The following is a 22,117-nucleotide window of genomic DNA, read 5'->3' on the forward strand; positions in this document are numbered from 1 at the left end:
ATCCATTTATCTAAAGTGGAGTAACCAACACCGAGTTTACCTGCAATTGTTGCTAATGGTTCATGTGAGTTCGCAAGTGCATAATCGATTGCTTGCTGTTTAAATTCCTGACTAAAGCGTTTAGCCATAAGTGTGCTCCAAAGTTAATTTTACGTTAGCTTTAGAGGGAATCTTTGTCCACTTTTTTGTCTAGGATCACAGCGCTAAGTTAGTTACTTTTACTTCTAAAACTTTATACATAAACTATAAGTATGACATTTTTAATAAGAACGCTAAAAACAGATTAAAATGGTAATGGGTTGAAGGACACCACCCCCTATCTAATCCGAATCCCAAATAAGAAATCTATCTTCGTTACTTGATATATTTCATCTCAGTTATACTATTTTCCTTTTTGTGTGGTATTGCAAGCTAAAGATTTCACTTTATAAAACACCCTTTAGTAAGGAAATATAACAATATATAATCTACATGGTAAAAATATAAAGAGGGTTGACCTTTAAATAAAATATTATCTGTAATTCTGTATGATATATATCAGGGTCGTTTCAAAAAAAAGAAAATCGAAATACTGTTGTGCTCTATTAAATTGAAACTCATTTAGCTTTAAATAAGATAAAATGGTGAATAATAACTTTAAAAATTTTACACTTCTCTTTCGCTGTTTAATCTTCTCTCGAATACCTCACCATTTAAAGCCCAAAAATATTCATTAAAACAAAACTAGAACATATGAAGTGTGGTGCATAAAACAGTTTGAATATTTCTATTCTTTGCAAAAGTACGTATTTTCATAATCAAAAAATAAAAACCGAAGCATTATGCTTCAGTTTTTTCATTTAACCTTGTCTTGCTTTAAAACGAGGATTAGATTTACAGATCACAAAAATTTTCCCTCTACGACGGACGATCTGACAATCTGAAGATCTTCTTTTTGCTGTTTTTAAAGATGATAATACTTGCATTCTTATGCTCCAATAAATGTTATGTTATGTTATAATATAACATATATTGGACAAATAAAAGTGCTGGCTTAACACTTTTATTCATCGCTTTAGCTCAACAATGTCATGATGGCAACGGTTAACGTTTACCCATAGAGCGTCTTGTACCACGTGGTGCAGCCCATGTACGATCTGCATACTGTTGTGCTTTGGGTCTTACCTGATTATGTAATGCATCATTTTGCTCTGCTTGCTCTAAACTTGCTACAGGAAATGGTAATGCCACTTGCTTTTTAACCTTGTTACTCATTGATCTATCACCTCACAATATTGGTCTATTTTAAACGATTGGCTTTGATAGATCACATAAGAAATGCATTATATTTAGTTTTTTTACATTTTTTCTAAAATTAGCCCCTAAAGTTGAATATTTTTTCATAAAAGTAGCAATATTTGGACTATAAATTTAATCCTAATATACGCATAATAAACACACAACGTAAAACAGAACCTCATACCCTCAATTTTCTGCTTTATTTAGAAGCTAAAATCCATACCCAAGGATTTTTTTTCTTCTTTTGTCGCTATTTTCATATAGCAACTCAAACAATAATCTATGTTTAATTATGTGAATGAATATTATGGAATCTGCATCAACCATGAGTGAAAACACTCCACCCAACTCAAAGGCTAGAGTTCTCCTTGCTAGCCTTGTGGGTACAACTATCGAATTTTTTGATTTTTATATTTATGCAACTGCTGCTGTACTGGTGTTCCCACATTTGTTTTTTCCAGCAAGTAGTGGTGGCGCTGCAACTTTACAATCTTTGGCTGTATTTGCCGTTGCATTTATCGCACGACCTGTTGGTGCTGCAGTATTTGGTCACTTAGGTGATCGTATTGGCCGAAAATCAACCCTTGTTGCAGCCCTTTTATTGATGGGTATATCCACTGTTTGTATTGGCTTATTACCGACTTATGCACAAATTGGTATTCTCGCTCCGATCTGTTTGGTGCTTTGTCGCTTTGGTCAAGGACTTGGCTTAGGGGGTGAATGGAGTGGTGCTGTTCTATTGGCTACTGAAAATGCACCTGAAGGCAAGCGTGCATGGTATGGCATGTTCCCACAATTAGGTGCACCTATCGGATTTATTCTTGCAGCAGGGTCATTTTTATTGCTTGGTGCAGTAATGTCTAACGAAAACTTTTTACAATGGGGCTGGCGTATTCCCTTCATCGCTAGTTCATTACTTGTTTTTGTTGGGTTATATATTCGTTTAAAACTTCATGAAACACCCGCATTCAAACGTGTGCTTAATAAACAAAAAGAAGCAAATATTCCATTTAAAGAAGTTTTTAGTAAGCATAGTCTTACACTTTTAATTGGTACATTATCTGCAATTTGTACATTTGTTTTATTTTATATGATGACTGTATTTGCTCTTAATTGGGGAACCTCTGCACTTGGCTATGCACGTGGTGATTTCTTAAAAATGCAATTATTTGCAACTTTATTTTTTGCAGCATTTATTCCAATTTCAGCATTACTTGCAGAAAAAATTGGTCGTAAAACGACCTCTGCCAGTATTTGCGTGATCACAGCACTCTTTGGCTTATCTTTCCCTTATCTTTTTGTAGCCAATAGTCCTGTTTCTATTACATTATTTTTATGTATTGGTCTAGCAATTATGGGGTCTACTTATGGCCCAATCGGTACTGTTTTATCCGAAATATTTCCAACGTCTGTACGCTATACAGGCTCTGCTTTAGCCTTTAACCTTGCAGGAATTTTAGGCGCATCATTTGCACCACTTATTGCAAGTGACTTAGCAAAAAATTATGGAATCTATGCTGTTGGTTATTATCTCATTGCAGCATCGGCCATTTCATTTATTGCATTTTTATTTATGCGTGAAACTAAAAATATTGATGTAAATAATCAAATTTAAGTTAAATTTTCTATAACACACCTAGCTCAGACCATACCTCTGTGCTAGGTTATTCAAATAATACATCCTTATCACTACGTTTACATATAAAAGAAACAGTGCACATCATCAAACGAAGCATCTCTGCCTCTTTAACTTAAATCATTTTTAGTCGCATAAGAATAAATATACAAGATCGAACCTGTGTTCATTAAATATTCGACTGCAAACGTATTAATGAGTATATGTAAGCCTTAGCTATAATGATTCACGCTAGGCCATAGTTTAAATAAAGGAGGTTATCGATCATTTTAAGATACCCTACTCATCGTCTTATATTTTTATAAAACCATAAGCAAGGCACATGTTATATTTTAAAAAATAGAGCCAACTGACATTAGCATGTAATCATTGACTGACTGTTAAGCAGATCAGTTAAAGGTAGTGCCACAATTTGTTTTGCCCAACTTGTGCCAATGTAAATGTGAAACCACTATCAGCTTTAACCAAAATGTGGCTGTCTGAATCGTGAATAACTTTAAACAATGACCCTTCATTAAAACGAATAGTTTCACAACCTTCTTTGTCAATTTGTATTGCTTCTAATAACTCAATCAGTTGATTGTCCATGATCATTACCTAATTATTAATATATTTAAAGACTTTATTTAAAATAAGATTATATTCGCTCTGCACATTTTAAAAAGTAGCTATTTTGTGAATCCATTAGGTTGCAATATAATGATGCAAGCACCACATAAAACAACAAAACCACCCACTAAATCCCATTTTGTTAATGCAATATTATCAAAAAAACGTAGCCATAATAAAGCCGTAAATACATATATTCCACCATAAGCTGCATAAATACGACCAGATGCAGCAGGATGTAATGTCAGTAACCATACAAAGATCAATAAACTCATGGCTGTAGGAAGCCACAGCCATTTCGTTTTACCTTCACTCAACATTAGATAAGGTAAGTAACAGCCTATAATTTCTGCAATAGCTGTCATAAAAAATAGAGCAAATGTTGAAAGTATTTTCATAACATCCATAAAATAATGCTCTTACTCACTTTTATCCAACAACAGTTGTTTGATCTTCAAATACTGTCAGCAATAAGCCAATGTCTTTACCCTGTTCAGATTTTACAGAAACCGCTACATTACCACCGTGTTCAGCAAGCTCGCCAAACAAAATCATATCTGCAAGAGGCTTTTTCAAATGTTCTTGGATAAGACGTTGCATTGGTCTAGCACCCATGTAGTAGTCATAACCATGCTCTGCTAACCATCGGCGAGCAGCTGTGTCTACTTCTAAAATTACTTTTTTATCATCAAGCTGAGCTTGTAACTCTGTTAAGAACTTATCTACAACAGATTCAATGACCGTTTTTGGCAAAGCTTTAAACTGAATAGTACTATCTAAACGATTACGAAATTCTGGTGAAAAAGCTTTTTTCATCGCATCTTGATTATCTAAACTATGATCTTGTTCTGTAAAACCAATGCTTGAGCGAGAAATACTATCTGCACCCACATTGGTAGTCAGTACTAAAATAACATTACGAAAATCTGATTTACGTCCATTGTTATCTGTTAGCGTACCGTGATCCATAATTTGCAAGAGTAAATTAAAAACATCAGGATGTGCTTTTTCAATTTCATCAAGCAATAATACACAGTGTGGATTTTTATGAATTGCATCTGTTAACAGTCCACCTTGATCAAATCCAACATAGCCAGGAGGTGCACCAATTAACCGCGATACTGCATGTCGCTCCATATATTCAGACATGTCAAAGCGAACAAGTTCAACACCCAGTAACTTCGCAAGCTGTTTGGTAACCTCGGTTTTACCCACCCCTGTTGGGCCTGCAAATACAAAACTACCTACAGGCTTATTTGGTGATTTCAATCCTGCTCGAGATAGCTTAATCACAGAAGACAGTGCTGTAATCGCCTCTTCTTGTCCAAAAACGACTCGCTTTAAATCTCGTTCTAAATACTGTAAGACCGATTTGTCATCTTTAGACACAGTTTTTGATGGAATACGCGCAATTTTTGAGATGACTTCTTCGATTTGCTCAACAGAAATGTGAATACGTTCATCTAAGCCTTTTAAACGACATTTTGCGCCTGCTTCATCAATAACATCAATGGCTTTGTCTGGTAAAAAGCGGTCGTTAATAAATTTAGCAGATAATTCAGCTGCACTTGCTAATGCTTGGTCATCATATTCAACATGATGAAATTCTTCAAAACGACTTTTCAAACCACGTAGAATTTCAATGGTTTCACTCACACTCGGTTCATTGACATCGATTTTTTGAAAACGGCGTGACAATGCATGATCTTTTTCAAACTCTTGACGATATTCTTGAAAAGTTGTCGATCCAATACAACGCAATGTACCATTTGCAAGAGCAGGTTTAATTAAATTTGATGCATCCATACTACTACCCATGCTTGAACCTGCACCAATAATCATATGAATTTCATCAATAAATAAAATAGCATGCGGTTTTTTCTTTAAAGCATTGAGTAACTGCTTTAAACGTTTCTCAAAATCACCCCGATATTTTGTTCCTGCAACCAATGCGCCTAGGTCTAAACTATAAATTTCTGCCTGATGTAATGGCTTTGGCGCTTTTTCATTGACAATTAACCATGCTAGTCCTTCAGCGATTGAGGTTTTTCCTACGCCTGGATCTCCCACCAATAAAGGATTATTTTTACGGCGGCGACATAAAATTTGCGCTGCTCGCTCTATTTCTTTTTCACGACCAATTAAAGGATCTGTTTTACCTTTAGCCGCTTCTACATTTAAGTTTAAAGTATAGGCATTTAAAACACTGTCTATTGATTCTTTATTTGCAGCATCGTTTTCTTGTTCTTCACTTTCTTCATCTGCAGCACTTGCATCGGCTTTAGCTGTACCATGTGCCAAGTATTGCGTTAAAGTTAAACGGTTAATTTGATGACGTTTCAACAAATAGACTGCAAACGCATCTCGTTCTGAATACATTGCAACGAGCACATCTGCACCTTCAACTGTACGATCACCACCACTCGATTGCACATGAAAAATTGCTCGTTGTAAAATACGATCAAAACTTTCAGTTGGATGAGGCGCTTGTTCGCTGTGCTCACCTAATTTAGGGGTGTGTTGCTCAATATACTCTTCGAGCTCTTTACGCAGTACCACAATATCTGCACCGCAAGCACGTAACGCATTTACTGCAGAGTCATTGTCTAGCAATGCTAAAAGTAGATGCTCAACAGTAAGAAACTCATGTCTTTTCTGTCTTGCCATACTCACTGCTAAACGTAAAGAAACTTCTAGTTGACGACTGAGCATATCAATCCCCTTATTGTTTTGGCTCTATCTGACAAAGTAGTGGATAACCTTGTGAGCGAGCGTAATTATTGACCTGATTCGCTTTTGTTTCAGCAATATCTCTCGGATAGATACCAGCGACACCTTTTCCTTCGTAATGTACAGTTAGCATTACTTCGGTGGCTTGGTCAAGATTCATTGCAAAGAATTGTTGTAAAATTTCGATTACAATGTCCATTGGAGTGTAATCATCATTCAATAAAACAACAACATACAACGGTGGACGTTTCAGTTCTGGTGGTGCAACTTTAACATCTAAATCATCATCGTGATGATCTTGATCCTGAATAGACATCTGAATATGCCAATCAACATACCCTATTTCACTAAAAGCAGCTTTTAGATCAGTTAAGTCAATCTTCTTTTTTAAACCATGCATAGTGTACATTTCACATTATTGAGTTTTGGCTTCGGCTTGAGGTATATCAGTTGCAAATCGTGCTGAATGATCAATTTCCTTTCCACGCAACCAATTAAATCGGCGAATTTCATTAATACCACCGTTAATTCTAACCTCGATATATTGGGGTACGAAACCGTTTGGAATCGTCCAACGACCGGTTAGTCGTTCAAAATTTTCGAAATTAAAACGGCTATTTTGCATTGGTACAACAAGTGTTTCTGCACCACGAATCAATCTCAACTCAACAGAACCACTGGCTTTTTTTTGACCTGAGCTTACTTGTAACAAGTCTAGTTGATATTCAAAAGCATTTTCAGGCAAAGGACGCACTGCTAAATTTTGCACCATTAACCCAACACCACCACGTTGGCGTAGTAAGTTTCGATAGATCTGACTTTGAGTTTCAGAAATACCTAAATCAGCCTGAGTTTCTGTGAGTGTATGAGTTAAGGTTGTTGTATTACTGAGCGCTAAATCTCGCTCTTGAGTTGCAAGATTAAAATTTTTATTTAGCTCCGCTAAAGTGTCCTTTTGCTTTTGGATCACATCAACCAACTGTTGTGCATCTGCATCATACCCAACGACTGTCAGACCTTGTTTATGTCCAACAATATATCCAAAGGCAAAGCCACCAAAGCACAATAGCACACTGCCCAGCAATAAAAACTTACTTGCTTGAACAAAGTTTTGCTTTTTTCCCTCGCCTTGCGCTACAGCACTTGGTTCTTCTTGCTTATTTTGATTCATTTTTATACTCAATGCATTCATTTTCCATTATACAATTCACACTGTATTATGGCATTAATGCAATTCCAGTTAAGCCCAGTTGTTCAGGTAAATGGCACATTAAATTCATATTTTGCACCGCTTGGCCTGCTGCACCTTTGACCAAGTTATCTTGCACAACAACAATCACTAATTTTTGAGGTTGTGGTTGGTATAATGCAATTCTCAACATATTTGAGCCTCTTACACTACGAGTCTCAGGTGCGCTTTTTGCAGGCATGACATCTACAAAAAACTCTTCTTGATAAAATTCTTCATATACTTTTTGTATGTCTAAGCCAATCCCTTGCTCTGTCAGATCAACATAAATCGTACTTAACATACCACGAATCATAGGCACCAAATGCGGGACAAATACCAGTTGTTTAAATTCTTCTTTGGTCGATGCAATACGGTTTAAGCCTTCTACAATTTCTGGCTGATGTCTATGTCCTGAAATTGCATATGCTTTAAAACTGTCCGTGTTTTCACTATAAGACAACCCTAAATCTGCTTTACGCCCAGCACCAGATACACCAGACTTGGCATCAATAATAATACTTTGATGATCAATTAAACCATGTTGTTTTAGCAAGGGTGCTAATCCAAGTTGTACCGTTGTTGGATAACAACCTGGGTTACCTACCACTTGAGCTTTGCAAATTTGTGCTCTATTTAATTCAGGCAAGCCATATACAGAGTGTTTAAGCAATTCAGGACACTCATGTTTCATACCATACCATGTTTCAAAATCGACCAAATTTTGTAGTCTAAAGTCAGCAGCTAAATCAATGACTTTAACACCTTGTTCCACTAAACTTTCGGCATATTTCATTGCAACGCCATGCGGTGTTGCAAAAAACACGACATCACAGCTTGTTAATGCATCTAAAGATAAATCAGAAAAGGTTAAATCTGTATGGCCACGTAAGCTGGGAAACATATCTGCAACGGCACGTCCTGCTTCGGTGCGTGACGTAAGCATACGCACAGTAACTTGTGGGTGACGTAATAAGATACGAAGAAGCTCTACACCCGTATAACCCGTTCCACCAACAATTGCGACTGAAATCACTTTACGCCACCTCAAATATTAGATTTATGAAAGTTAATTAGTATGACAGGAAGCATATTTTTTCTAAATAGCTTTTTCTATGCTTTCGTTGAATTTTATCGTTAAAATCACTGTTAAAGCCTACCGAGTATAATGTATACCCAATTTGGCCACACATTTTTTTTCAAAACTTGATGATGTTTCATATAGTCTACATCATACTTTGCAACCTGTTCCCAAAAGACCAAACTATGATTAAAGACTGCTGTGTGCACTAATTCATGTATGCATATATAGCGCACGTGTGGCCTTTGTAATAGTACCACTAATACATTCAGCATGATTTTATGTTGGCTATTACAACTCCCCCAACGCGTTTTCACATAACGAATCTGTACAGCTTGATAATCTAGCCCTGTTTGTGTCGATACTGTGTTCAGATACACGGGTAAATGCTCACGTGCATACGCACATAAGAATGCTTTTAAGCTTTTAAATGGCGATTGTGAATTAAGATGTAACACTTTGATTTGATGATGATAATCGTAGGCATGTGACATCTTAACCAATACAACAGCAACAGGTTCATCTAGATTAAATAAATGAAGAGTTTTCGGTAAATCATCTACATTCAACAGTGAACGACGCGTTTGTTGTTGCCATGTTTGTACCAACCAATCGTGTGACTGTGCTAAAAACTGTTTAACCAATTGCTCAGAACAGCGTTTAGGTACAGTCAAACGAATATGATCGGCATGAACGGTAAGACGCAATCGCCTTGCCGTTGCATGTCGTACACGTTTTAAATGATGTAAGTATTCAAAATCACTGTGCAAAGCGTTCTTCAATTCCATTATTGGTAGCCACAATCGCAATATCTGCTTTATTTAAAGCAAAAATACCATTAGTGACTACACCAGGAATATGATTGATTGTTTTTTCAATCTCAAGTGCATCTAAAATATTAAGATTATAAACATCTAAAATCACATTGCCATTGTCTGTGACTACGCCTTGACGATACACAGGATCACCACCAAGGCTCACGATTTTACGTGCGACAGCAGAACGTGCCATTGGAATGACTTCTACAGGCAGTGCAAAATCTTGCCCCAATTGATTAACCCACTTAGAGTCATCAACAATACATACAAATTTATGTGCAATTGAAGCCACAATTTTTTCACGGGTCAATGCAGCACCCCCACCTTTAATCATATATAAATGGTGGTCAATTTCATCAGCTCCATCCACGTAAGCATCTAAACTTGCCACTTGATTCATATCAACAACATCAATCCCAAGTGCTTTTAAACGATTTGCGGTGGCTTCGGAGCTAGCAACAGCACCTTTTAACTCTAATTGTGGTAATAAATCAATCAGAAAGTTTACTGTACTACCTGTACCGACACCCAACACACCGCCATGCGGAAGGTGTTTTAGCGCAGCCTGTGCCGCAGCTTGCTTTTTTGCATCTTGGTTTGCATATAAAGTCATAGTCATCACTTGTTTTTGTTGATCAATCACAGATTTCTGTTGATTATTCAATCCAATCCTATAGAGTGTTTGTTACAATCACCCCTTATTTTAAACTGTTAAACGGAAGATAACCATGTTGTTTCGCTTGGTCAGACAAATTTTACAAGCAACTGTCTATGATGTTGCCATTGAATCTCCTCTCGAAGCAGCGCCACGAATTAGTCAAAAAATTAATAATAACATTCGTTTTAAACGAGAAGACTTACAACCTGTTTTTTCATTTAAGCTACGTGGTGCCTATAACCGCATCAGCCAAATGCCAAAAGAGCAATTAAAAGCAGGCGTCATCTGCGCCTCTGCTGGGAACCATGCACAAGGCGTTGCACTTTCCGGACGAAAGCTTGATATTCCTGCCATTATTGTCATGCCAAGCACCACCCCCGATATTAAAGTACAGGCCGTTAAGCGCTTAGGCGGACAGGTGGTTTTACATGGCGATACATTCGATGCTGCTAACAGCTATGCCATTGATCGAGCGAAAAAAGAAAACTTGGTTTTTGTACCGCCATATGACGATGAATTGGTCATTGCAGGACAAGGAACCATTGCTAACGAAATTCATCGCCAATGGCGTGAGGTTGACTATGTTTTTGTGGCGGTAGGTGGTGGTGGCTTAATTTCAGGGGTTGCAGCTTATTTTGCTGAAGTTGCACCTCATGTACAAATCATTGCTGTAGAATACGAAGAATCTGCATGTTTAAAAGCTGCTTTTGAAACCAATGAGCGAGTTACCCTACCCCATGTCGGTTTGTTTGCAGATGGTACAGCCGTTGCTCGCATTGGTGAATTGCCTTTTCAAATTCTCAATCTAAAAAAAGCAGATGGGTCCGACATTGTCAATAAAACAGTGGTCACGGTAAATACTGATGAGATCTGTTCTGCCATTAAAGATACTTTTGATGAAACTCGTAGTATTGTTGAACCCTCTGGCGCCATGGCACTTGCAGGCATTAAAAAATATGTTGCAGAGCATCGTTTAAGCAATAAAAATATTGTATCCATTATTTGTGGTGCCAATATGAACTTTGACCGCCTAAGATACATTGCTGAACGCACTGAATTAGGTGAAAAACGTGAAGCAATTTATGCTGTGACTATTCCAGAGCAAAAAGGGGCTTTTTTAGATTTTTGTCGTGCATTGCAAGGGCGCAACCTCACCGAGTTTAATTATCGAGCAAATGATGAACATAGCGCACAAGTTTTTGTAGGTGTGAGCTTAAAATATGGCGAAGAAGAACGACTAGAAATTTTCAACACGCTAAAACAACAATATCATGTTGATGACTTATCTGACGATGAAGTCGCTAAATTACATATTCGTTATTTGGTCGGTGGTCATACTAAACACCAAGAACGTTTATTTAGAGTAGAATTTCCAGAGCGTCCAGGGGCTTTGCTCACCTTTTTGGAGCGACTCGGACCTGCACACAACATTACCCTCTTTCACTACCGTAACCACGGTGCAGCCGAAGGGCGTGTCTTGGTCGCACTACAATCAGAACAACACGCATCTGCCACAGCAAAAAATGATGATCTGATTGAAAAACTTAACGGTATTAACTACCCTTATCAAGAAATTACACAGAACGCAGGTTATCAACGTTTTCTACGCTAACCATCTAAAAAAAGCACAGCGAATGGCTGTGCTTTTTTAACTCAAACCCTGTTTAAAAACTGACTCCAAAGTTACTCATTGATATATTTTTAGTCAAAAAATTATTTATATCTCATTTGTTTTATGTCATTTTTACTTCTCTTTTTACGTGAGATCACCTTGTTTTTTATGCAAGATGATCACGAAAAACTGCTCATTTAGACCAGAATATATAATATATAAACTTATTTGTATTGATGATTCGAGATTCAAGTTTTGTATTATCTAGATCATTAATACCAATCTAATAAAGAAATCCCTAATCCTACATAGTTTGCACGATGATTGTAGTCAATCAGACTTTCTCCATATCCGTTAAAATATTGTAGTTGACCACGTAAATTACCTTTAATTGGAAATGTCCAATCCACCTGCATCGCTCCTCGTGAATTATGACCCCCTTTTAAAGTATGCCTAAGCATCACAGAGAATTGATGATCATTCCATTTATAGAATGTAGTGACATCTGCTCGCCCCATATAATTTTGAATATCAGGATTATTGTCATTACGGGCACTTTCAGGAATTCTATACCATGGCCGTATCATCATGGCAAAATTACCACGTTCTAAGCCAAGATTTAACATGACTCGATTCCAACTTCGAGAATATGGATCAGACTGACCATTAGACTGATGATTTAAAGTCAATCCAAGCAAACGACCATCTAAACCGAATAGTTTATAGTTGGTTCGAAAGATTAAATTGGCTTCTGGCTCATAATTCGTTTCACGAAATGGACTCGAATTTTTTTCATTGTAAGCTTGCCAACGTGAAGATTGAGTGTAACCTAGCCATAAATCACCATTGTCTGGAAAAATATTCTCCCATATCTTTGTTTTTAAAGACAATTGGAATTTTAATTCTGTAGAATTAAGACTTTGATATGGCACTTGATTTTCAGGGTTTGGACTGTATGGCATTGAATTTTTTTCACTGCTCCAAAACACAGGTAAAACATATACAGGTTTGTAACTGCGAACATTCCACGTGCCCAATTTACTGGCTTCAGACAACTCCCAACGACTATCTAGCAATGATGTGGTCGGAGAAGCAGACTGACCAATATCATTGGCATAAATAGGACGCACTGCATCCTTAAGCTTATTTACTAAATGATTTGAAGAGGCGTTGACTACTGGGGTATTGTCTACCTGATTAACCACAGTAGTCTTTGGTAAGCCAAAATACTGATCGTAACATGCCAATCGATCTGCATTAAATGCAATTGCACTACACGCCTGCGCAGATGCAGGCTGTAATGACTGTGCTGTGTTTACAGCATAAGATCGTTGAGACAAGCACAAAACTTCAAATAGTAAAGAAAACGTCACCAGTGCAGGTTTATAGTTTTTATTTATTTGACACAGCAACATGATTCAATTTTCCTTATTTTTAGTGAAGTTCTTGAATATCAAATCCAAGTTGCTCTAACGCCTCACGCTTAGCAAATGGTGCAACAACACCACGCGTTGCCTTACCTTCTTTTAAGTACTGTACTGCAACACGTTTTACATCATCTAAAGTTACCGACAATATACGTTGGCGCATTTGCTGTCTAAACTCAGGCGTACGTGCATGACATTGTGCATAAAAAGCAGTAATTGCTTCTCCTGCAGGAGAACTAGGACGATCCATAGATGCAATGAGTCCTAAAATGGCTTCTTCAAGTTGGTAAGGTTGTTGTGTTTCTGTCAATAACCATGTCACGCTACGTTCAAAGTCTGTAAATGTTTCACTTAAACGTGGGTCACGGTAACTATAGAATTTAAATGAACAACTATTGCCATCATAGGTTGCTCCACCACCATAAGCACCACCTTTTTCACGTAATGCACTGTGTAAGAAACCATTTCGCAGATACGCAGACAACACCATCAATGCCACAGCATCTGGATGTGCAGGAGCAACAGCAGGATAAGCCACCGAACAAAATTGCACATTGGTTTGAATCAACCAAGCCTGATCACCACTCACATCGTGGCGTGGTATTTGTGCCAAAGCAACAACATCAGAGTTGATTTCTAGATTGTTCCATGTTTGTTCGATCTGTTGTGTTAAATCTGCACTATGTTGCTCTTCACTCACCAATAAAAATTGCTTAGGTGCCTGTAGTAATCGTTGTTGAATAGACTGCATTTGAGCAATAAAATCTGTATATGCTGCTGGATCTGTTTCAATATTTTTGATTAATGCCGCCAACCAATTTAATGCACCAAGCCCTGTATTTGAGTAATCGCGCTTTGCATACATATTCATTTCACGTGCAGCAATTTGCATTGCGTAACTGTGTCCTGAACCACTAATTCGTGATTGCCAGCGCGTTTTTCGCTCTTGCAAAAGTTCAATAATACGGTCTTTTTCATCAAAACGCATTTCTGCAAACGCTAACTTTAATAATGCAATCGCATCTAATTTCTTGGTCAATGATTTTGTAGTGAGGCTAAGAAATGAACTCATTTCATCTTTATCATTCAACCCTGAGCGCAATGAAACACCCATACCAACACCACCACTTACAGCTGTTTGTTGTTGCTGCAATTCAAGATAATTATATGTTCCTGCACCGACCTCACCCATTAAAATACTCAATAAGCTGAAATAAGGTGACTGTACAATGTCTAAAGGAATCTCAATCGCAACTTGTTGGTAATACAGCCCATTGGTTCCTGCATGATATACATGTAAAGGAGTCGGTTGACCATTCACTAAACAATGCTGTTCATCGCCTGTCATAATGTCAATCATTGCTGGGATATCTTGTAGCCCAACTTTTGGTAACAAATCTAAATCATCAACCGTATCTTGACGACGTTTTAAATCTTCTGTTTGCTGTGTAATGCTTAAACGTTGCTCATCAGTTAAGTGCGCCTCAATTTGATCTAAACGTGCTTGCTCGATGGCTTGATCACGTTGAGTCTTTTGCGCATCGGGAACTAGTGTGAGTAAAACACGATGTGGATTATCCAATAAATGTGTTTGAATCAAATGAGATAACCACATTGGGTCTTCTAATTCCGAACGCACCATTTCAATGGCCTGATCTACATCCCACACAGCAAATGGATCATTATGATGAATAACACTTCCCATTCCATTCATAATCAAACTTAAGCCATACGGCGTACCACCTGTAATTTCTCGTTGGTGCAATTCAATTTGATGTAAAATAGATTCAATTTCAGCAGGATCTACAGGTTTAGAAGCCACTTGTTTCAAAATATTAAATACACCGTCTTGAAACTGTTGTGCATGCTCTGGATTTGAACCCTGAACACCACAAAAAAAGGTCATTTCAAAATTACTATCATCTACACCCATAAATGGACCAGAGGATTCTGCATAATCACAGGTCTCAAGATATTGGCGTAATGGTGCGGCTGAGTTTTCCAACAATATACCTTCAACCAAACGCATTCCTAAACGTAACTTAACGTCACTTACTTCAGGCAATAACCAAGAAATCACATGATAGGTTTTATCTTTTAATTCTGTAGAATCAACTGCATAAGGTTCAACAATCTCTAAAGGAGCGGTTAAACGACGCTCAGGCTGAGAATAAATCGTTTCTCCTCGAGTAAATTTCACCAAAGCTTGTTGTTGAATTTTTTCTTGAATTTCATCTACAGGCAAATCACCAAACGTCATAAACACGGCATTACTTGGATGATAATGCTTTTTATAAAAGGCCACCAATTGTTCATGTGTCAGATCAGGTATGTCACTTGGTTCTCCGCCTGAGTTGTAATGATATGTTGTTTCAGGAAATAAGTGATGGGCTAAACGATGATATAATTGATCTGAAGGTGAACTCATTGCACCTTTCATTTCATTAAATACAACACCTTTAAATACAGGTTTATTGTCTTCTAATTCAACTCGAATCCCTTCTTGTGCAAAATCTAAAGGATTTAAATTGGCTGCAAAAGCGGCATCCAAATACACTGAAAGCAAGTTAAAATAATCTTTTTTATTTTCTGTAGCAAATGGATATGCTGTCCAATCTGCTGCAGTAAATGCATTCATAAATGTATTTAATGAACGGCGAATCATTAAAAAGAAAGGGTCACGTACTGGAAAATTTTCAGAACCACAAAGCACAGTATGTTCTAAAATATGTGCTGTGCCTTTGGAGTCCATCGGTTGCGTACGAAAAGCCACTAAAAATACATTTTCAGTATTTTGGCTTGCAAGGTGGTAATGTATTGCCCCCGTTACACGATGATGATACTCAGACACATGAACATCTAACGCCTCTACATATTGCTTGCGTATAAATTCAAATGCTTCGTGGGTATTTACTTGTGTTTCGGTAACTGCAACCGTCATGTGATCTCCAAAAACCTTTTTAACTAATAACTTAAATCCGTTCACTGTCATGCAATCAACGATACATAAAACGTATATTTGGTCAGACATAAGCATAACCAAACTACTGTAACACAGCGTTTAGCAGAGTGATAAAGCCAAACATCAATTGCATTATTTTTGAGCTAAAGCCTGCTCAATATCATGCTGTAATGTTTCAGGCTTTGCAGTCGATGCATAGCGTGCAATCACTTTACCATCTCGACCCACTAAAAACTTCGTAAAGTTCCATTTTATACTTTGCGTACCCAATACTCCTTTGGCTTCACGCGTTAAAAATCTAAATACAGGATGTGCTTCAGGGCCTTTGACATCAACTTTGGCAAACATGGTAAAGCTCACACCATAATTTTTTTGACAAAATGTTTCAATTTCTGCATGCGTACCGGGATCTTGTCCACCAAACTGATTACATGGAAAACCTAAAACTTCAAAACCTTGTGATCGGTATTGCGCATATAGTTTTTCCAACCCTGCAAATTGTGGAGTAAAGCCACATTTACTGGCTGTGTTAACAATTAAAAGTACACTGCCTTGGTAATCTGAAAAATATTTTTCTTTACCACTGAGTAAATCAGCTTGTAATTGGTAAATCGTGGTCATGGGTAACTCTCTCCATCATTTTTTTCTTCTGTTTTTAATATTAACGATGCTGAATTGACACAATAGCGTAACCCTGTAGGCTGAGGACCATCTTCAAAAACATGCCCTAAATGTGACCCACAACGCTCACATGTAATTTCTGTACGCACCATGCCAAGGGTCAAATCTTCTTGTTCAGCAACAACGGATGAATTGGCTGGCTTAAAAAAACTCGGCCAACCACAACCACTGTCATATTTGGTATCTGATAAAAACAATACCTCTCCACAACAGCGACAACGATACTGCCCTGCTTGTTTGGTATTCCAATACTGCCCTGTAAATGGCGCTTCTGTACCTTTTTGACGGGTAATACGATACTCCTCTGCAGAGAGTTCTCTTCTCCATTCACGGTCTGTTTTATTGACTTTTCCCATGACAAATTCCTTGAAAGATATAAAATTCAATATCGTATGTTATTGTCTTTATATTTACGCTACCGCAGACTAAAATGCTAGAAAAATTTCAAGTAGATTGTGCAATTTAAGTAATCTATTTTCTTTTAACATACATATAATTGGACAACACTATGCCCGTTCAAGATAACACCCCACCACGCGAAATTAAAAAGTCATCTAAGCTTGAGCATGTATGCTATGACATTCGTGGACCAGTGTTACGAGCCGCCAATGAAATGGAAGAACAAGGGCACAAAGTCATTAAATTAAATATTGGTAATCCTGCGACTTTTGGCTTTGAAGCACCACAAGAAATTATTAATGATGTTGCATTCAATCTAGCAAATGCAACGGGCTACACCGACTCAAAAGGGATCTTTCCTGCTCGAAAAGCCGTATGTCAATATTACCAACAAAAAGGTATTTTAGACATGCATGTCAATGATGTTTACATTGGTAATGGCGTTTCAGAGCTTATTGTCATGGCAATGCAAGGTTTACTCGACAATGGGGATGAAGTTTTAGTTCCTATGCCTGACTATCCACTGTGGACAGCTGCTGTCAACCTCTCAGGAGGTACTGCAATTCACTATAAATGCGATGAAGAAAACTATTGGTATCCCGATATCGCAGACATGGAAAGTAAAATTACACAAAGCACACGTGGCATTGTGATCATTAATCCGAATAACCCGACAGGGTCAGTCTATCCACGTCATATACTTGAAAAAATTACAGCATTAGCGAAAAAATATGACCTCGTGCTGTTTGCAGATGAAATATATGACAAAATCATTTATGACGGCATTGAACAGGTTTCAGTAGCCACGCTTGCAGGCGACCAACTGTGTATTACCTTTAATGGGCTGTCTAAGTCACATCGTGTGGCTGGTTATCGCGCAGGTTGGATGGCCATTACGGGCAATAAATCACGTGCGGCAGATTATATTGAAGGCTTAAATATGTTAGCTTCAATGCGTTTATGTGCCAACCATCAAGCACAATTTGCAATTCAAACTGCTCTAGGCGGCTACCAAAGTATTAATGATCTGATTAGACCTGGAGGACGTTTATACGAGCAACGAAACATTGCATGGGAAATGCTCAATGAAATCCCTGGTGTAAGTTGTGTTAAACCTGAAGGTGCAATGTACTGCTTTCCTCGTTTAGACCCTAATATTTACCCAATCCAAGACGATGAACAGCTCATGCTCAACCTATTGCGTGCAGAAAAAGTGCTTTTGGTACAAGGGACAGGCTTCAATTGGCCAAGCCCTGACCATTTTCGTGTTGTGTTTTTACCTGCTGAAAATGAACTCAAAGAAGCCATTCATCGTATAGGTCGTTTTTTAGCTAGCATTCGTTAATCATACATACACCGTGACTCATATCAAGTGAGTCACTCACCTACTCAAGCCAAACAAAAATACCCACAAAATAAAGTTAGGTCGAGCTGTGTATCACTCGCATTAAAGTTCATAAAAACAAAATATAACGCTATGTTTATTCAACTTCAAATGGCTCATGTTTGTTTCTAGATGTTCTTTTGACCCAGAACATCGCCCCCAATACAGGTAACCACGGAAAAACAACTGTAACGATATTCCAGCCAACCACCCTTCGCATAAGGGATACCGAAGTATAAAAATACTTCCACCAAATATATTGAAAAATAATACTAAATAAAAAAGTGACAAAGTAAACACTATACTCCATGCTCCAATGTCTCATTCGCTTAATGATATCAACTAAAGTGAAAAATAGTGCTAAGTAAATAATGTAGGTAAATGCAAATAAAAAAGGCGCTATGAGTATAAAGCTACTTAGTAACAAATCCTTTATACCAAGATCGTTTTGCATACCTATAAAATCAACACTAAGGAACCCAAAAGCCACCATCGCAACTGGAAAGTTAAACCATATAAGACATTTCAAAAAATTTGTCTTTTGTAGTTTTAACAATCCACGTGAAAAATAAATAGGCAAAAGAAAACAAACCAGTAACTGAACAACCCAAAAAAAATAAACCATTTATTTCATCTTTATTATAACAAAAATGTTTTTAAATCATTTAGAGTGATATCGTGATCAAAATTATGATTGATCTTAAACAAATTCTCACATACAAATAACGGGGTACCACACAAGCTCGCTCTTACTCATACCAGATAAAAATTTGAAAAATGTCATTTAATTAGATAAAAAAGTGGCTTATCACTCATTATAAAACAATGTATAATATTGTAAATACCAAATCTTTTGTTCTATATGAATACTTGTATTAGATTTATCCATATTCTTACTAAATTTATCATTGCAATTATTCCATATTTTTTCTCTTTATATGTTTTTGTTATTCCGAAATACTTGAGTTTTATAATACCTAATAGCCCACTCGTGATCACCTATATATTATGGGCATTCATTATATTTTCACATGCCATATATATTATTCTCAATATACAGTGGATTTTTAATTTAAACGTCAAAAGCCAAAAATTTATTAATATATCCAAAGTAGTATTTTTTATAACCCTTCTCTTAGGTATTATTGCAAGCTACGGTATTGGTTTGATATTCACCGCTCCATCTATTTTACTTAGCGTACATATTCTCTTTGTTTGGTGTCCTATACAACACAACAATTATAAAAAGAAAAAACTACTTTCTCGTACATTTAGTGGCCATAAAAACAGATGTTTGGCAAGAATGCCGTTCAAACACCCTTTGTAAAAAATACCATAAACCAATCACACGATAGAACAAAATATAATCATAAAAATACAAAAAAACTAAAATTGGCACACAATATGCTTAATTATTCTTGAACACTTTATTGAACATCTTTGCCAAGGATCGTCTTTCCATGAAAAAAACTCTCACTTCTTTAGCAATGGCTTTAACGCTTCTTTCACCAACAGCACTATTTGCAAAAAATAATGTCGTTGTTGTTGCCACTGGTGGAACAATTGCTGGTGCAGGCGCAAGCTCAACCAATAGTGCAACATATACTGCTGCAAAAGTTCCTGTAAATGCATTGCTAGATGCTGTACCACAAGTACAACAATTAGCAAATGTGAGTGGTATTCAAGCACTTCAAATTGCATCTGAAAGCATTACAGATCGAGAACTAATTCAATTGGCACGTCAGGTCAATGATTTAGTTAAAAAACCTGATGTGAATGGAATTGTGATTACTCATGGCACAGATACTATGGAAGAAACAGCTTTCTTCTTGAATTTGGTCATACGCACAGACAAACCTATTGTATTGGTCGGTTCAATGCGTCCAGGCACTGCATTATCTGCTGATGGCCCACTTAATCTGTATAACGCAGTGGCTCTTGCATCATCAGATAGCGCTAAAGGCAAAGGAACTTTAGTGATGATGAATGACAGTATTTTTGCTGCACGAGACGTCACAAAAACCATTAATGTTCATACCAATGCATTTGCAAGCCAGTGGGGTGCTTTAGGTACATTAGTTGAAGGTAAAGCATATTGGTTCAGAGAAGCAAGTAAACGACATAACAGCTCTTCTGAGTTTAATATTGAAAACATTAAAAGCGATACTTTACCTTTAGTACAAATTGTATATGGTTCAGACAATATGCTTGCTCAATCGTATCTTGCACTACAACAAGCAGGTGCTAAAGCGATTATTCATGCAGGTACGGGTAATGGCTCCGTTGGTAACTACCTCGTGCCAACACTCACCAAAATTCAGCAAGAAGGTGTTCAAATTGTGCGTTCTTCACGTGTACCTCAAGGGCTCGTATTGCGCAATGCAGAACAACCCGATGATAAATACGGTTGGGTTGTTGCACATGACTTAAATCCACAAAAAGCGCGCTTATTAACTGCACTTGCGCTTACAAAAACACAAGATGCAAAAGAACTACAAAGAATGTTCTACGAATATTAAAATACCACTGCTCAAAAAAAGACAACAGTGCATCATTTTGATGCACTGTTGTCTTTTATAGGGACATTTATCGTATAGGATTAAACCCTTTAAAGGTAATCATAAGAACTAATTGAACAGGAGATGTGACAATATCAGCAATAATCGCTAAAGGACGCAAAATTAATAGATTAAAGATCACTTTTGAATAGTTTGTTTTCAGCATTGAAATTTCAATTTTTTGTATTTCACTGGGTAAATCTTCTGTAAGTATCAATGGCTGTATGAGTTTTTTAGGATACTTATCTTGTATATCTACTTTAACTTTAATTGATTTATGCGCTGTATTGGAATGATTGCCTTTAAAGTGAAATTGACTCAATATTTGATTATCCCTTTCTAAAGTTAATTGCTCTTTTTTCCCTGTGGGATCATCCACAAAAGAAGCAAATGGAATTTGATAAGTAATTTTCAAATCTCTATTTTCAAGTTGAGAAAATAGTCCTTCTTGAAATTGTATATAACCTTGATAAAAATAAGGATAAGTACCTTCAGGTTCTGAATAAAAATAATGATTTCCTGTAACAACAAAAGATAAAGATTTATTTCCCTTCCCTAAATCTGACAATAAAATATCTCTTAAAATTGAAGAATTCTCTAACGGCGTAAGCGTATAAATATGTTGATCTGTAATCACAAATAAACGATGACCGTCTTCTGACTGAGCATCTTGATCAAACCCCATTTGAAGCAATGATTCTCTCTTTTGATAAAAACGCTCTGCTTCTTGTTTTTCATTCAATAATAAATTACTGCAACCGCTAAATAGACATGCAAACAACAAGTATAAAAAAAATAGCTTCATACGTTAAAAAAATCACATTAGTTGTTAAAATAACGAAATATATCACAAATTAATCTTATTACGTCACTTAAAATAAATTATAAAATATAAATGTTTTACAGACACATATCATTTTTTATACAAAATATCGTTTATTTTACATACGGCATATCATTTATTTAATCTGATTAATTTAATGTATAAATGGAATTTACATCCGATCATCTACGCGTAAACGAGATGATAATCGCGTATTAAATCATCGCAAAAAC

Annotated in this window: 20 protein-coding genes and 1 pseudogene; 4 read left to right on the forward strand and 17 right to left on the reverse strand. The window is 36.8% G+C overall.

The features are described from left to right. The 3 genes and pseudogenes from I2F17_RS01470 to I2F17_RS01480 form a co-directional block, all read right to left on the reverse strand. Positions 1–128, reverse strand: a pseudogene (locus tag I2F17_RS01470) (IS3 family transposase); the annotation flags it as partial. A gap of 711 nt (positions 129–839) precedes the next feature. Then, positions 840–965 carry a type B 50S ribosomal protein L36 gene (gene ykgO, locus I2F17_RS01475; RefSeq protein WP_195768511.1) on the reverse strand — a complete coding sequence of 42 codons (126 nt, stop codon included), beginning with the start codon at positions 963–965 and terminating at the stop codon, positions 840–842. A 118-nt stretch (positions 966–1,083) separates the two neighbouring features. Beyond that, positions 1,084–1,254, reverse strand: a complete 171-nt coding sequence (locus I2F17_RS01480; RefSeq protein ID WP_211138917.1) for a hypothetical protein — start codon at positions 1,252–1,254, stop codon at positions 1,084–1,086. 331 nt (positions 1,255–1,585) lie between these two features. Here I2F17_RS01480 and I2F17_RS01485 point away from each other — a divergent pair, with 331 nt between their 5' ends. Next, on the forward strand, positions 1,586–2,893 hold the full coding sequence (locus I2F17_RS01485) for an MFS transporter (RefSeq protein WP_196423093.1): 1,308 nt from the start codon (positions 1,586–1,588) through the stop codon (positions 2,891–2,893). Between the two features lie 414 nt (positions 2,894–3,307). Here I2F17_RS01485 and I2F17_RS01490 read toward each other — a convergent pair whose 3' ends face one another. The 8 genes from I2F17_RS01490 to rpiA form a co-directional block, all read right to left on the reverse strand. Next, positions 3,308–3,502, reverse strand: a complete 195-nt coding sequence (locus tag I2F17_RS01490; RefSeq protein ID WP_196423030.1) for a hypothetical protein — start codon at positions 3,500–3,502, stop codon at positions 3,308–3,310. 80 nt (positions 3,503–3,582) lie between these two features. Then, positions 3,583–3,930 (reverse strand): YnfA family protein, encoded by a 348-nt coding sequence (locus I2F17_RS01495; protein ID WP_196423031.1) that lies wholly within the window; start codon positions 3,928–3,930, stop codon positions 3,583–3,585. Positions 3,931–3,952: 22 nt separating this feature from the next. Continuing rightward, on the reverse strand, positions 3,953–6,235 hold the full coding sequence (clpA, locus tag I2F17_RS01500) for an ATP-dependent Clp protease ATP-binding subunit ClpA (protein WP_211138918.1): 2,283 nt from the start codon (positions 6,233–6,235) through the stop codon (positions 3,953–3,955). Between the two features lie 10 nt (positions 6,236–6,245). Further along, positions 6,246–6,653 (reverse strand): ATP-dependent Clp protease adapter ClpS, encoded by a 408-nt coding sequence (gene clpS, locus I2F17_RS01505; protein ID WP_196423094.1) that lies wholly within the window; start codon positions 6,651–6,653, stop codon positions 6,246–6,248. A gap of 15 nt (positions 6,654–6,668) precedes the next feature. Beyond that, complete coding sequence (locus I2F17_RS01510) at positions 6,669–7,424, reverse strand: DUF6776 family protein (RefSeq protein ID WP_196423033.1); 756 nt, start codon at positions 7,422–7,424, stop codon at positions 6,669–6,671. Between the two features lie 46 nt (positions 7,425–7,470). Next, positions 7,471–8,517, reverse strand: a complete 1,047-nt coding sequence (gene argC, locus I2F17_RS01515; protein ID WP_211138919.1) for an N-acetyl-gamma-glutamyl-phosphate reductase — start codon at positions 8,515–8,517, stop codon at positions 7,471–7,473. Between the two features lie 113 nt (positions 8,518–8,630). Next, entirely contained in the window at positions 8,631–9,350 is a 720-nt protein-coding gene (locus tag I2F17_RS01520; protein ID WP_211138920.1) for a YgjP-like metallopeptidase domain-containing protein, read from the reverse strand. Next, positions 9,322–9,993 carry a ribose-5-phosphate isomerase RpiA gene (rpiA, locus tag I2F17_RS01525; protein WP_196423095.1) on the reverse strand — a complete coding sequence of 224 codons (672 nt, stop codon included), beginning with the start codon at positions 9,991–9,993 and terminating at the stop codon, positions 9,322–9,324. Before rpiA ends, I2F17_RS01520 begins: the two co-directional genes overlap by 29 nt. Before the next feature lie 115 nt (positions 9,994–10,108). Here rpiA and ilvA point away from each other — a divergent pair, with 115 nt between their 5' ends. Next, a complete protein-coding gene (gene ilvA, locus I2F17_RS01530; protein WP_196423036.1) occupies positions 10,109–11,650 on the forward strand; it encodes a threonine ammonia-lyase, biosynthetic in 1,542 nt (513 codons plus the stop codon). 272 nt (positions 11,651–11,922) lie between these two features. Here ilvA and I2F17_RS01535 read toward each other — a convergent pair whose 3' ends face one another. From I2F17_RS01535 to msrB, 4 genes are all read right to left on the reverse strand, one after another. Beyond that, positions 11,923–13,065 carry a phospholipase A gene (locus I2F17_RS01535; protein ID WP_196423037.1) on the reverse strand — a complete coding sequence of 381 codons (1,143 nt, stop codon included), beginning with the start codon at positions 13,063–13,065 and terminating at the stop codon, positions 11,923–11,925. Between the two features lie 19 nt (positions 13,066–13,084). Continuing rightward, on the reverse strand, positions 13,085–16,018 hold the full coding sequence (locus I2F17_RS01540; protein WP_211138921.1) for an insulinase family protein: 2,934 nt from the start codon (positions 16,016–16,018) through the stop codon (positions 13,085–13,087). Positions 16,019–16,171: 153 nt separating this feature from the next. Beyond that, positions 16,172–16,660 carry a glutathione peroxidase gene (locus I2F17_RS01545; RefSeq protein WP_211138922.1) on the reverse strand — a complete coding sequence of 163 codons (489 nt, stop codon included), beginning with the start codon at positions 16,658–16,660 and terminating at the stop codon, positions 16,172–16,174. Continuing rightward, complete coding sequence (gene msrB, locus I2F17_RS01550; RefSeq protein ID WP_196423040.1) at positions 16,657–17,076, reverse strand: peptide-methionine (R)-S-oxide reductase MsrB; 420 nt, start codon at positions 17,074–17,076, stop codon at positions 16,657–16,659. Before msrB ends, I2F17_RS01545 begins: the two co-directional genes overlap by 4 nt. 152 nt (positions 17,077–17,228) lie before the next feature. On the opposite strand from msrB, the gene I2F17_RS01555 reads away from it, so the two are divergent. Next, positions 17,229–18,464 carry a pyridoxal phosphate-dependent aminotransferase gene (locus tag I2F17_RS01555; protein ID WP_196423041.1) on the forward strand — a complete coding sequence of 412 codons (1,236 nt, stop codon included), beginning with the start codon at positions 17,229–17,231 and terminating at the stop codon, positions 18,462–18,464. 136 nt (positions 18,465–18,600) lie between these two features. Here the strand turns inward: I2F17_RS01555 and I2F17_RS12660 are convergent, their stop codons facing one another. Continuing rightward, positions 18,601–18,723 (reverse strand): hypothetical protein, encoded by a 123-nt coding sequence (locus I2F17_RS12660; RefSeq protein WP_268920040.1) that lies wholly within the window; start codon positions 18,721–18,723, stop codon positions 18,601–18,603. Positions 18,724–19,963: 1,240 nt separating this feature from the next. On the opposite strand from I2F17_RS12660, the gene I2F17_RS01560 reads away from it, so the two are divergent. Continuing rightward, entirely contained in the window at positions 19,964–21,022 is a 1,059-nt protein-coding gene (locus tag I2F17_RS01560; protein WP_196423042.1) for a type II asparaginase, read from the forward strand. A 67-nt stretch (positions 21,023–21,089) separates the two neighbouring features. Here the strand turns inward: I2F17_RS01560 and I2F17_RS01565 are convergent, their stop codons facing one another. Further along, the gene (locus I2F17_RS01565) at positions 21,090–21,866 is read right to left on the reverse strand and encodes a hypothetical protein (protein ID WP_196423043.1); all 777 of its coding nucleotides are present in this window, start codon (positions 21,864–21,866) and stop codon (positions 21,090–21,092) included. Positions 21,867–22,117 lie beyond the last annotated feature (251 nt).

The organism is Acinetobacter baretiae, assembly GCF_015627105.1.
In the GTDB taxonomy this organism is placed as follows: domain Bacteria; phylum Pseudomonadota; class Gammaproteobacteria; order Pseudomonadales; family Moraxellaceae; genus Acinetobacter; species Acinetobacter baretiae.